Origin of the sequence: Enterococcus sp. DA9 (assembly GCF_008000875.1) — a bacterium.
Classification (GTDB): Bacteria; Bacillota; Bacilli; order Lactobacillales; family Enterococcaceae; genus Enterococcus_B; species Enterococcus_B lactis.
The window spans coordinates 1,792,977-1,806,301 of record NZ_CP042839.1; the positions used below are offsets into that span (position 1 = coordinate 1,792,977).

The 13,325-nt window shown below is 37.6% G+C and carries 11 protein-coding genes and 2 pseudogenes; 9 read left to right on the forward strand and 4 right to left on the reverse strand.

The features are described 5' to 3' along the window. Nucleotides 1–8 precede the first annotated feature (8 nt). On the forward strand, nt 9–356 hold the full coding sequence (gene rbfA / locus FTX43_RS09565) for a 30S ribosome-binding factor RbfA (RefSeq protein ID WP_002308906.1): 348 nt from the start codon (nt 9–11) through the stop codon (nt 354–356). Nucleotides 357–463: 107 nt separating this feature from the next. Here rbfA and FTX43_RS15420 read toward each other — a convergent pair whose 3' ends face one another. Then, nucleotides 464–682 (reverse strand): hypothetical protein, encoded by a 219-nt coding sequence (locus FTX43_RS15420; protein WP_002308907.1) that lies wholly within the window; start codon nt 680–682, stop codon nt 464–466. A gap of 114 nt (nt 683–796) precedes the next feature. Between FTX43_RS15420 and FTX43_RS09575 the strand changes: the two are divergent. From FTX43_RS09575 to FTX43_RS09595, 5 genes and pseudogenes are all read left to right on the forward strand, one after another. Then, nucleotides 797–3,159, forward strand: a pseudogene (locus tag FTX43_RS09575) (phosphoketolase). A 368-nt stretch (nt 3,160–3,527) separates the two neighbouring features. Then, complete coding sequence (gene truB / locus FTX43_RS09580) at nt 3,528–4,451, forward strand: tRNA pseudouridine(55) synthase TruB (protein ID WP_002308909.1); 924 nt, start codon at nt 3,528–3,530, stop codon at nt 4,449–4,451. Nucleotides 4,452–4,454: 3 nt separating this feature from the next. After that, nucleotides 4,455–5,396, forward strand: coding sequence for a riboflavin biosynthesis protein RibF (gene ribF / locus FTX43_RS09585; RefSeq protein WP_002313649.1), 942 nt, complete (start codon nt 4,455–4,457; stop codon nt 5,394–5,396). A 391-nt stretch (nt 5,397–5,787) separates the two neighbouring features. After that, complete coding sequence (locus tag FTX43_RS09590) at nt 5,788–6,573, forward strand: glucose-1-dehydrogenase (protein ID WP_002308914.1); 786 nt, start codon at nt 5,788–5,790, stop codon at nt 6,571–6,573. A 12-nt stretch (nt 6,574–6,585) separates the two neighbouring features. After that, a complete protein-coding gene (locus FTX43_RS09595; RefSeq protein ID WP_002288523.1) occupies nt 6,586–7,437 on the forward strand; it encodes a GRP family sugar transporter in 852 nt (283 codons plus the stop codon). Between the two features lie 212 nt (nt 7,438–7,649). On the opposite strand, the gene FTX43_RS09600 is transcribed toward FTX43_RS09595, so the two are convergent. Next, nucleotides 7,650–8,102, reverse strand: coding sequence for a helix-turn-helix domain-containing protein (locus FTX43_RS09600; RefSeq protein WP_002316342.1), 453 nt, complete (start codon nt 8,100–8,102; stop codon nt 7,650–7,652). Between the two features lie 457 nt (nt 8,103–8,559). Continuing rightward, a complete protein-coding gene (locus FTX43_RS09605; RefSeq protein WP_002308916.1) occupies nt 8,560–8,928 on the reverse strand; it encodes an iron chaperone in 369 nt (122 codons plus the stop codon). 149 nt (nt 8,929–9,077) lie between these two features. Between FTX43_RS09605 and FTX43_RS09610 the strand changes: the two genes are divergently transcribed. Both FTX43_RS09610 and FTX43_RS09615 read left to right on the forward strand, forming a co-directional pair. After that, the gene (locus tag FTX43_RS09610; RefSeq protein ID WP_002316340.1) at nt 9,078–9,572 is read left to right on the forward strand and encodes a YbaK/EbsC family protein; all 495 of its coding nucleotides are present in this window, start codon (nt 9,078–9,080) and stop codon (nt 9,570–9,572) included. 23 nt (nt 9,573–9,595) lie between these two features. Next, a complete protein-coding gene (locus FTX43_RS09615; RefSeq protein WP_002313651.1) occupies nt 9,596–10,606 on the forward strand; it encodes a S66 peptidase family protein in 1,011 nt (336 codons plus the stop codon). A gap of 115 nt (nt 10,607–10,721) precedes the next feature. Here the strand turns inward: FTX43_RS09615 and FTX43_RS09620 are convergent, their stop codons facing one another. Beyond that, nucleotides 10,722–11,435 carry a hypothetical protein gene (locus FTX43_RS09620; RefSeq protein ID WP_147607026.1) on the reverse strand — a complete coding sequence of 238 codons (714 nt, stop codon included), beginning with the start codon at nt 11,433–11,435 and terminating at the stop codon, nt 10,722–10,724. A gap of 263 nt (nt 11,436–11,698) precedes the next feature. Here FTX43_RS09620 and FTX43_RS09625 point away from each other — a divergent pair. Beyond that, nucleotides 11,699–13,287: pseudogene (locus FTX43_RS09625) on the forward strand (alpha-glucoside-specific PTS transporter subunit IIBC). The last annotated feature ends 38 nt before the right edge of the window (nt 13,288–13,325 follow it).

Genomic DNA, 13,325 nt, shown 5'->3' on the forward strand with positions numbered 1-13,325 from the left:
CAATCATTATGGCTAACTATCGTGATCGCCGAGTCGGTCAAGAAATCTTAAAAGAAGTCAATGCGATCCTACGTAAAAAAGTAAGAGATCCTCGTGTGCAAGATGTAACGATCACTGATGTACACGTAACAGGCGATCTTCAACAAGCAACAATCTATTACAGCATCCTTTCTGATTTAGCTTCTGAAAAGAAAAAAGCACAAGAAGGATTGGATAAAGCATCAGGATTGATTCGTCGTGAGCTGGGGCACAATCTAAGTATTTACAAAACACCTGAATTGTCCTTTGAATTAGATGAATCAGTTGTCTATGGCAACCATATCGATGAATTGCTTCGCGACTTGAACAAAGACTAATTAAAAAATCCCGCAAATCCTGTGAAATCAGGGGTTGCGGGATTTTTTTGTTTTCATTAAGACGTATTGCCTAAGAGTTCCATGACTTTAGTCTTGCAGCGTGTCAGTTAACCAAAAAAGAGAAAAAGAAAAAATTCGACTTTCTTTTTTCTATAGTATATAAATTTTTGCATATAGATAAAGATCAAGATACCGATGAGGGAAGCTAGATTGTAATCCATTGTAGTGACAGTCAGGTTATATAGCCAAGTAACTAGAAGATCAGTGGAATCTGCACTATAAAAGTTTGAATTTGTCGGTCTGCCGTCAGTTAAAAGAAAAATCACGTTGAAGTTATTGACAAGATATAAAATCCAAGCAAATGAACAGAAGTGCTTATTAGGTTTCAATTGGGAGTATCTGCGCTAGAATAAGAGTAATAATGAAAAGGAGTGTTACGTATGGATTATTCTAGTAAAGAATACTTTGATAAAATGACGGCTTGGTGGCGTGCTGCCAATTATCTTTCTGTCGGGCAAATTTATCTTAAAGATAACCCCTTACTGAGACGTACGTTGAAACCAGAAGATGTCAAAAAACATCCAATCGGTCATTGGGGAACGATTCCTGGCCAAAATTTTATTTATGTCCATTTGAACAGAGTCATCAATAAATATGATTTGAACATGTTTTATATCGAAGGGCCAGGACACGGCGGACAAGTCATGGTGTCGAATGCTTATTTAGATGGAAGTTACACAGAGATCTATCCAGAAGTAACGGAAGATGAGACAGGAATGCAAAAATTATTCAAGCGATTTTCATTTCCTGGTGGCATTGCTTCTCATGCAGCGCCAGAAACACCAGGTTCTATCCATGAAGGCGGAGAGCTCGGATACTCTCTTTCACATGGAGTTGGAGCTGTATTAGACAATCCTGAAGTAATTTCTGCTGTCGTGATTGGTGATGGTGAAGCAGAAACCGGTCCTTTAGCTGGAAGCTGGTTCTCAAATGTCTTTATCAATCCGGTGACAGATGGAGCTGTTTTACCAATCCTTCATTTAAATGGTGCTAAAATAGCCAACCCAACGATCTTGGCACGTAAATCAGATGGAGAATTAGCAAATTACTTTAACGGACTTGGCTGGGAACCTTTCTTTATTGAAGGAAATGATCCAGAAAAATTAAATCCTGTTATGGCTGAAAAAATGGATCAAGCAATTGAGAAAATCAAATCCATCCAAAAAGAAGCTCGTCTGAAGACAGCAGCAGACGCCATGATGCCAAAATGGCCAGTATTGATCGTACGTACACCAAAAGGATGGACCGGTCCAGAAGAATGGGATGGGGAGCCAATTGAAGGGACTTTCCGAGCACACCAAGTACCGATTCCTGTAGATCAAGAACATATGGATCATGCAGATGCTTTACTCCGTTGGTTGAAATCCTATGAACCAGAAAAATTATTTGATGCACAAGGACGTATTTTAGAAGAAATCAGAGAAATTGCGCCCACAGGTGACCACAGAATGGCAAAAAATCCTATCACCAATGGCGGAATCGATCCGAAACCGCTTATTATGCCAGATTGGAAAAGATATACTTTACAATTTGAAAAACCGGGCTCCGTTACAGCAGAGGATATGACCGAACTTGGTAAATTCGTTCGCGAGATCATTGAGAAAAATCCAGAAAATTTCCGTATATTCGGACCAGATGAAACAAAATCAAATCGATTGAATCAAGTTTTCAAAACGACAAATCGCCAATGGATGGAAAAAATCGAACCAGAAAATGATGAATGGCTTTCGCCATCTGGCCGCGTCATCGACAGTCAATTATCGGAACATCAAGATGAAGGGTTCTTAGAAGGGTACGTTCTGACTGGACGGCATGGTTTTTTGCAAGTTACGAATCATTTTTGCGAGTGGTTGACTCTATGCTGACTCAGCACTTCAAATGGATGCGGAAATCACGTGACCTTTCTTGGCGAAATAATTATCCTTCGCTGAATCTCATTGCAAGCTCAACAGTCTTCCAGCAAGATCACAATGGATATAGCCACCAAGATCCAGGAATATTGACACATTTGGCAGAAAAAAAGGCGGAGTTCATCCGTGAATATCTGCCTGCGGATGCAAATACGTTGCTCGCAGTCATGGACAAAGCATTCCGCTCGTCAGAAAAAATTAATTTGATCATCTCTTCCAAACATCCGCGTGCTCAATTTTACTCAGCAGAAGAAGCAGCCGTCTTAGTGAATGAAGGCTTGAAAATCATTGATTGGGCTTCGACAGCAAAAGAGGAGGAACCTGAATTGGTCATTGCTGCTGCAGGAACGGAATCTAACTTAGAAGCATTAGCAGCTGTGACTTTGCTGCTGGAAGAATTCCCAAAACTAAAAATCCGGTTCATCAATGTCGTAGATTTATTGAAATTACGTCATCCGAGTCAAGATCCGCGTGGATTGAGCGATGAAGAATTTGACAAATATTTTACAAAAGACAAACCGATCTTATTTGCTTTCCACGGTTATGAAACTTTGATCCGCACGATTTTCTTTGATCGTCATAACCATCATTTAATGATTCATGGCTACAAAGAAAACGGAGATATCACGACACCGTTTGACATGCGTGTGGTAAATGAACTTGACCGTTATCATTTGGCAAAAGATGCAGCTTTAAAAATCAAAGGAAGTCAAGCAGAAGATTTTGCAAAAAAAATGGATCAGAAATTACAAGAACATCAAAACTATATTCGTGAAAATGGTATTGATCTGCCAGAAGTATTGGATTGGAAATGGAAAAATCTTGACCAATAAAATGATAAAATCGACCCTGAAAAACAGATTTTTTTACATTGATCAAGAAACTGAAAAAATAAATAAAAAAAAACGGAAAAAAGACTGGAAGAATGACCAGTCTTTTTTTTCGTTTTTGGGAAGTGAGAACCAATCTATTTACCTGTAAGCCACCCATAAATCCAATCAAATGGTGCAAAGAAAAAATCTTCCATTCTATTCCCTCCTTTAAAAAAGCATAACATGATTTCTATTTACATGAGCATGAATTTTGTTACGTTTTTATTGCCGAAAAATAAAAACCGTTCATTATGATGTCAAATTCGTCAGTAATAGATGCAATGTGTTATAATAATTCAGTTAAATCAAAAATGAAATGGAGAAAAGACATGGACGGGTTATTACCTTTATGGAAAGAACGCGGAATGACAAGTCATGATTGCGTATTCAAATTAAGAAAAATCTTACATACGAAAAAAATCGGACATGGGGGTACGCTTGACCCGGATGTAGACGGTGTATTGCCTATTTGTATTGGAAAAGCCACAAAAGTTATCGAATATTTGACAGATTCTGGGAAAATTTATGTGGGCGAGATGACTCTAGGTTTCAGTACAACGACGGAAGATCGATCCGGAGAACGAGTAGAAACAAAACCAGTGGATATGTCTTTATCTGAAGAAAAAATAGATGAAGTGATGGCTTCATTTATTGGTGAAATCACCCAGATACCGCCCATGTACTCAGCGGTAAAAGTAAACGGTAAACGGTTATATGAATATGCACGGAATAATGAACCAGTGGATCGGCCTGTTAGAAAGGCTCAAATTTACCGTTTTATCCGAACAAGTGAACTGACAAGAGACGAAGTGGCAGGAACCATTTCTTGGCGTTTCGAAGTAGAATGCGGGAAAGGAACCTATGTCCGTACATTAGCTGTGGATACAGGCAAGAAACTTGGTTACCCTGCACACATGTCTGATCTCACTCGAACAGCAAGTGCCGGTATGGCCCAAAAAGAAGCGTTAACATTAGAAGAAGTAGCTCAAGCTGTAGAAAACGGTACGATCGATGAGTATTTGCTGCCAATTGAAAAAGGAGTGGAACGGTTCAAACGAGTAGATATTACTGATGAGGTATGGCAGAAAGTAAAAAACGGTATGAGACTTGATTATACTGTATTTGCGCTCCCAGAAATGCCTTCAGAGGAAATTGCCTTGTTTTATAAAGACAAAGTCGTAAGTATATATCAGCCAAACCCGAAAGAAAAAAATAAACTAAAACCTAGTAAAGTATTGAGAAATGAGGAATGACGAATGAATATCATCAAGATCAGACATCCTTACCAACCAGAACAAATTCCAGAAGACGATGTCGTTTTAGTACTGGGATTTTTTGACGGCGTGCATATTGGACACCAGAAAGTCATAAAGACAGGTATGGAAATTGCGCAAAAAGAAGGATTGAAATTAGCATTGATGACTTTCAATCAACATCCATCGATTGTTTTTAAGAAGATCGATCCTAGCAGTGTGAAGTATTTGACTAGCCTGAAGCAAAAAGAAGAAAAAATGGCAGATTTGGGTATCGATTATTTATATGAAGTCGATTTTACTTCTTCTTTTGCTAATTTAGCGCCACAAGAGTTTGTTGATCAATATATCGTAGGATTACATGCGAAATATGCTGTTTCCGGTTTTGATTACACCTATGGACCGAAAGACATTGCGGATGTCGCTCATTTTCCTGAATATGCTAAGGGAAGATTCAAAATCGTCACAGTCTCTAAAGAAGAAGAACAAGGCGAAAAAATCAGCTCTACACGTATTCGAGGATTGCTAGACAGCGGTCAAGTAAAAGAAGCGGCAAAACTATTAGGTTGCATATACGAGGTAGAGGGGGTAGTTGTTCATGGCGATGCACGAGGCAGATTATTAGGATTCCCTACAGCAAATGTCAAAGTAAAGAGCACAGTCCATTTACCTAAAGAAGGTGTTTATGTATCGGAAATAAAAATTGGGGAAACTTGGTATCCAGCCATGGGTTCCATTGGACATAATGATACATTTGGTGAAGGACGGGAGCTGACTGTAGAATTGTATATTTTGGACTTTAATCAAGATATCTATGGCGAGCATGTCAAAGTACGTTGGAATCAATTTTTAAGAGATCAAGTGAAATTTTCAAGTGTAGAGGAATTGATTGAACAACTCAAGGATGATGAACAAGCAACAGCTGAATATTTTTCTCAGCAATAAAATAATGTCCGTGAGAGCTAATCTTTATGCATAACTAGCAATTACAACGAAATGGTTGATAAATAAGCGTATGAAAGGCTGTGACAAAAGTCTTGTCACAGCCCTTTTTCCGAATAAATGGTGTTCCAGAAGTAGCTTCTTCGGAAATAAGCCGAAATTTCACAAAAATTTTGAGAAGCAATTTTCGTCCATTCCTTCTTATTTCTTGAAGCTGAACACTTCTGTCACAAACTCTTTCTTTATAGAAATAGAAGGATGCTACCAACCAATGAAAACGATTACTGGAGCGTATCATTTGCTTTAGACTATATATATTGGTGTACACTCACTTTAAGGCGGAAATAAAAGTTATCCGTAATAACAGGTTTAGGTATAAAAAGGAGTGGGTACTATGTATAAGGAATTAGAAAACAAAGTCGCAGTAGTAACTGGCGGCTCAAAAGGGATTGGAACAGCGATTGCTCAACGATTCGGGAAAGAAAAAATGAATGTAGTCGTCAACTATAATTCGGATAAAGAAGGGGCAGAAAAAGCAGTCAAAGCAATCGAAGAGGCAGGCGGAAAAGCAGTCTCTGTACAAGCAGATGTCAGTTCTGAAGAAGGAATACAGCGTTTACTTGATACGGCTTTAGAAAATTTTGGGACACTAGACATTTGGGTTAATAATGCTGGGATGGAAAATCAGCATCCGACCCATGAACTTAGCCTTGAAGATTGGGAAAGAGTATTAAAAGTAAATTTGACTGGCGTTTTTATCGGAACGAAAGCAGCTTTGAATTATTTTACAGAGAATGATAAAAAAGGAAATATCATCAATATGTCTTCTGTTCATGAACAAATCCCATGGCCAACATTTGCTCATTACGCTGCTTCAAAAGGCGGGGTAAAATTATTTACCGAAACGGTAGCAATGGAGTACGCACCTAAGGGAATCAGAATCAATAGTATAGGACCTGGCGCTATCCGTACACCTATTAATGCGGCAAAATTTGATGATCCTGAACAAAAAGAACTCTTGGAAAGTATGATCCCGCTAGGACGCGTAGGTGAACCAAAAGAAATAGCAGCGGCAGCTGCATGGTTGGCTTCAGACGAATCCAGTTATGTTACAGGTATTACACTATTTGCAGATGGTGGGATGACTTTATATCCTTCGTTCCAAGGTGGAAAAGGATAAGGGTGAATAAAAATGGGTTTATTGATTGCATTGATCCCGGCAGTTGGGTGGGGGATCCAGCCACTGATTTTGAAAAAGATTGGCGGCAGACCAACAAATGAGATATTAGGAACTGGTATTGGAGCGGTGCTTGTTGGCTTACTCGTTCAATTATTCGCTTCTCCAGCTGGCATTTCAGTGACTACATTTTTGATTAGTTTACTTTCTGGTGCATTTTGGGTTATTGGACAAACAGGACAGTATACATCTTTCAACTTGATTGGTGTTTCTAAAACGATGCCTATCTCGACTGCATTACAGTTAGTCGGAACCTCGTTGATTGGTGTCTTTGCTTTTGGAGAATGGTCTGGAAGTATGGGGAAAATCATTGGTGCAGCAGCGATCATTCTTCTTGTATTTGGCTCTGCTTTAACGGCAATCAGTGATGATCCTGGAAAAAAAGGCGGTATCACAAAAGGAATTAGTCTATTAGCATCAACAAGTATTGGTTATTGGGTTTACAGTGCATTGCCCAAACTAGTTGATGCAAGTGGACTTTCCATTTTCTTTCCGCAAATGATCGGTGTCTTTTTAGGGGCAGTTATTTATGTGATTTTCCGAAAACCAACTGCATTTTCTGAAGACAAAAGTTGGAAAGCAACAATAGTTGGAGCCATCTTCAGTGTGTCAGCGTTGGCTTATATTTTTTCAGCGAATGAAAATGGGGTTGCTACTGCATATATCATTACACAACTAAACGTAGTTATCTCTACATTAGGCGGTATGTACATCCTGCATGAAAATAAGACACCAAAAGAAAAAAAATTAACGATTATCGGCTTGTTGCTGATCGTAGTAGGAAGTATGGTCACGGTCTTTATTTGAGGATAAAGAGAGCAAAAGATTACTTATAAAAAGAGGCCGGGACAGAAGCGTTTAACTCCAAGAAATAAGAAGGAATTCACGAAAATTGCTTTTCAAATTTTTGTGAATTTCAGCTTATTTCCGAAGGAGTTGCTTCTGCTTCCGCCATTTATACGTGTTTAGAGCGTGAGACAAAAGTGTTATTTACTTTTGTCCACGCTCTTTTTAATCGTCTAAGAAACAAGTGAAATATCTGTCTGCATCAATAATTTTCCATTGATCCATTGACTAAAGTTCGTTACATAATTAAAATTACCACCTATAAGTATCTCCGCATGATTATCTTTATAAAGATCGTATTGTAAAAGACGGTCTTTTTTATTTGCGTAAACATCGTTATGGTACTGAACTAATTGTTCTCGGAATTGATTGATCGCTGTAAAATCACGATACTGAAGGTTGAAACGCATCGTGATTGGTGTATCTAGCATGAATCGTTGCATGTCTTTTGCTGCTTCATCTGCTTGATCTCCGTAAAGAAATTCAAAGAGATTACGTTCAGAAAATTTCCATTGTCCGCCGACCTTTGTTCCTTTTAGTTTTCCTTCATGAAGATAATTTCTGATAGAACGTGTAGTAACACCTAATTGTTCGGCTAATTCATTTACTGAGTAAAAATCTTTCAATGTTCACCCTCCTATGTGAATGATTCTATTGGTTTGGTTGTTAGTTGCTTTATCACGAGATGTAGAAAGAACGATCTCACTTAAAGTCATTGCAAAAAACGAATCAGAAAATTCTAACTTTTCTTTCTCTAAAGAAATTCATTCTCTTCTAAAGTGATATTATATTTAAATATACCTGAAAATAATGGATAGTATTATGAAAGATTGCTGATATTTTCTCGTATTTTTTCCTTATTCAAAAGATTTGCAGGAAAATTGCTGAAAAAATTTTACTAAGTTGAAAATTCAAGGTCATTCGTATCAGTGATTTTTTTCAGCACAAGAAAGACTCCTTATAAAAACAACAGATACTTTGCCAATTAAGTGTTTAACCAGTGAGGATAAAAAGGATAGAACAAAGCCTGTACAAGGTAATGGATAGATTCTTCGCCAGTACAGTTTTTGTTTGTATAAAGCTTTATCGCCAAAATTTATTATGATCTTTCTTGTCTTCAATATTAAATGAAATAAAATGGTCAATCAGTTCCCAATTGATTGCACTTTTCCAAGGAACTTTGATGACATTATCCGTATATATGTAACCAATTTCTTGGATAGTCTTTTCAAGGGCACGAATCGCTGCTTTTTCTGGTGCGATGGAAAAATGATTTTTAGCAAAACTGAATGCAATAATAAAGGTACCATGATCAGTAAAGATAGGCTGGTTCCATTTTACAGTTGTGTCCAGCTGGGGATATGTCTTCGCTATCTTAGAGAAAAGGTCATTGATCTTTTGTTGATTTTCTTTTTCTTTTATTTGATCAATAATCAATCGGAATTTTTCCATTCTAAAACGCCTCCATTAAGTGGTTTGATTTATTTTACCAGAAAAACAATGGTTATGTATAAAAATAAATTAGAAAACAAGCGATATTGTATCCGGTATATTTTGATGATAAGATGGCTCAAAGACCAAAATAGAAAAGAGGCATAAAAATGATTGACTTGGCAAAGAAATTCTCACACGCAAATATTTATTTTGAGTTGTATCATCATCGAGCTATTTATACAAATGAAGATGCTTTGGTGGTGAAGAAAGAGCAAGGATTTACAGGCACAGAGACCAAAAGCTTATTCTTAAAAGATAAAAAAGATAATAACTATGTATATCTGACTTTTACTACAAAACAAACGGATTTCAAAGCATTAGGAAAGATCATCGGTAAAAGGCTTTCTATTGTTTCATCAGAACATATGGAAGAACAGACGGGACAAAAACAGGGCGCTGTTTCTCCATTTGGTTACGAAGAACAGATACCGATTATTATTGACGAAGAACTATTGTCAAAAGAAAAACTTGTTTTTGCACCAGGAAGGCCAGATCAAACGATGGTCATCAAAACGATTGACTTAAACAAAATCATCCAGCTACTTAAAATACCGATGTTTTTAATGCCAGCAAATGAAAATAACAACAATCAAACAAAATAGTGCATACTAGGAGCTGTAGCAATATGATAAGATATCCGTTATTAGGTAAAAATACGACGATTGGGGTTACTGCACCATCATCGGGCGTAGCAGAAGAACACCACCTGTTACTAGAAATGGCTATAAAGAGTATGGAAGAAAAATCTTTTCATGTCGTTACTGGAAAGACGCTGTGGACGCAAGATAAAGAAAAATCAGCTCCAGCAAGAGAAAGAGCAGATGAATTCAATCAAATGATGAAAGATGAGAATATCCAAATGATCTTTCCGCCTTGGGGAGGAGAATTATTGATTGAGATCCTCGATTCTGTCGATTTCGATGCGCTACAGCCAAAATGGATAGTAGGTTATTCAGATATTAGTACGTTGCTACTCGCCATCACATTAAAAACAAGGATAGCCACTGCACATGGGATCAACCTTGTTGATTTAAGAGGAAATTATTCAGATAAAACGACAGCGATGTGGAAAAGTGTACTAGAAACAGGCAAAGGAGAATCAATCTTACAGTATTCTTCTGAAAAATATCAAAAAGAATGGCATCATGAGCAACCGTCACCTTCAGTTTTCCATCTTACTGAACCAACAAATTGGCAAACAGTCAGCGGAGAGGCAGTAAGGATAAAAGGCCGATTATTAGGTGGTTGTATAGATACGATCAGACATTTAATTGGTACACCTTATGGAGATGTCCAAACGTTTAAAAGAACGTATAATGATGGAAAGCCAATCTTGTGGTTTCTAGAAAACTGTGAGCTATCCTCCGTTGATTTAAGAAGATCACTTGTTCAGATGAAACTAGCAGGATGGTTTGAGGACAGCTCTGGTATCATGTTTGGCAGAAGTGCAGCAGAGGATTTGCTAGATTATCGAATGAAGGATGTATATGAAGATCTTTCAAAAGAATTGAACATACCAATCTTGTATGATATTGATTGCGGTCATGTGCCGCCACAACTAACATTGATCAACGGTGCCTACGCAGAAGTATCGGTAAAAGATGGAAAAGAGACTATTTTGCAAACGTTTATTTAATAAAATTTTTTCCTGCCTTGGAGTCTATCAAAGACCAATAAATCTAAATAGAAAAGAAAGTGAAAGAAGCTGACAGTATTTTGTCAGCTTCTTTTTGTATAACATATTAGAAAGTTTAATTATCTATAACTGTCACATCGATTAACTGTTTCACGTCATTTGGGTTGCCTGTAGGAATAGCAACCGCAGATGCATGATCAATGATTTCTTGAGTTGTTTTTTTTATGAATGCTGGATCAGAGGCTTGATCTGCAGGTATTTGCCAATGTGAAGGAACTGGATAACTAGTGATCGTTCCGTCGTGGTTACTAGAATACACTAAAATTCCCTGGTAGCCGTATTTTCCAGTAAGCATAACTACGTCTTTTGGATAACCTACGCTCCCTGCATCATAGGGATCGATAGGTGTTCCTGCCGGATAATGAATAACATGTAGTTCAAAATCGCCTGATGCATCTTTAAAAGTATTACCCTTGACAGCCAACCAAACGCGTGCGTACTCAATTTGCAGATCAGAATATCCTGCTAACGGATCTACTGACTGAGAAGACTGTGAGAAGGATGTGTCTGCTGTGGAAGAAGAAAGACTCGTGTCAACTGTATCACTAGATATAGAAGAAGGGTTGGACTCTGAAAGTTTGCTGGTGGTTGAAGATGCATTCGATTCAGAAGAAGCTGATTTCTGTGTACTTGATTTTTCAGCTGAACTAGTTTGTCTGATGGAACTTTTGACTGCGGTCGCAGATGACTCACTAGTTTCTTTACTAGCAGATGTACATCCTACAAGGAATAAGGAGATCGACGCTAAAATAAACCCTAACTTTTTCATATAAAACACCTCGTCACTTTAATTAATACTAGTATAGCATAATTCTAAATTTCTCTGGTTAAAGGAGAAGCAGAGAAAAAATTTCTATACATTGATTAAATCTATCTTTTATTTATGTATTTAGGGAAATTTCCCATTATATGCTACCTAAGAACTATTATTGAAATCAAGTTTCTTAAAGTGTAATAGCTATTGTAACCGATTTCTTTTATGCTTATACTAAATCTGCGACAAAAGATGTGTATGGAAGGAGTTGACTTATTATGATAATGGAAAAGATTCAACGCTTTGGCGGAGCTATGTTTACACCGGTTTTGCTCTTTTCTTTTTCGGGGATCATGGTGGCTTTATGTATCATCTTTAAAAATCCAATGTTAGTGGGGAGTATTGCTACAGAAGGAACAGCATGGTATTCGATCTGGTCAGTGGTTGAAAGTGGTGCTTGGACCGTATTCAATCAAATGGAGTTGTTGTTTGTTATTGGATTACCTATCGGATTAGCTAAAAAAGCAAGTGCTAGAGCAGTAATGGAAGCATTTGTAGTCTATATTACTTGTAATTATTTCATTTCTACCATGTTAGGCTTTTATAGCGGATTTTTTGGTGTTGATTTTTCTGCCGATCCGGGCGGCGCAAGTGGACTGAAAATGATTGCGGGTATCAAAACATTGGATACAGGAATTATAGGGGCAATCTTGATTTCAGCTGTTGTAGTGTATCTGCATAATCGATTCTTTGATAAAAAGCTGCCGGATTTTTTAGGAATCTACAAGGGTCATCATTTGTTGTGATTATTAGTTTTTTCATCATGTTACCTATTGCATTTTTGATCTGCCTTATCTGGCCTAAGATCCAGTCGGCAATCAGTTCATTGCAAGGTTTCTTAGCGGGTGCTGGTATATTTGGTGTCTGGCTTTACACTTTTTTAGAACGTATTTTGATTCCAACCGGCTTACACCATTTTATCTACGCACCGTTTGCGTTTGGGCCAGCAGTAGTAGAAGAAGGGATTGCGAGATACTGGATGACACATCTTCAGGAGTTTGCTCGCAGCGAACAGCCACTTAAGCATCTCTTTCCAGAAGGCGGTTTTGCTTTGCACGGGAATTCAAAGATATTCGCTTCTCCAGGTATTGCCGCAGCATTTTATTTCACTGCAAGACCTGAGAATAGGAAAAAGGTGCTGACGATCCTGATTCCAGCAACTTTGACAGCTGTTTTGGCGGGTATCACTGAGCCATTAGAATTTACGTTTCTATTTATATCTCCACCGTTGTTTGCTATTCATTCACTTTTGGCTGCTACAATGGCGGCAATAATGTATGGTTTTGGTGTGGTAGGGGATATTGGTGGTGGATTTATTGATTTGTTTGTGAAAGTCTGGATTCCATTATTTCAAAACCATAAAGGAATGATCTTTACCCAACTAGTGATTGGTCTAGCTTTTACAGGAATCTATTTTATTGTGTTTCGATACCTGATTATCAAATTTGATATTGCCACTACGGGGAGAGAAGAGAATACCGACGCTGTTAAATTATATACTAAAAAAGATTACAAAGAAAAAGAGAGGAAAACTTCAAAAACAGAAATTGAAAATGTATATGAGAATCAAGCTGCTATTTATTTAGAAGGTTTTGGAGGGGCCGGAAATATTGAAAAAGTCACAAATTGTGCTACACGCTTGAGAATAACTGTAAAAAATGAAATGTTGGTTTTAGAAGATACGATTTTTAAAGAAGGTGGAGCACACGGTGTAGTGAGAAACGGCAATGCTTTTCAAGTAATAGTTGGTTTGGACGTGCCACAAGTACGTGAACAATTTGAACGTTTATTAGAAATAGAACAATAGTTTCACAAAAATCTTAACAGACAAACAGAAAGGGGAAT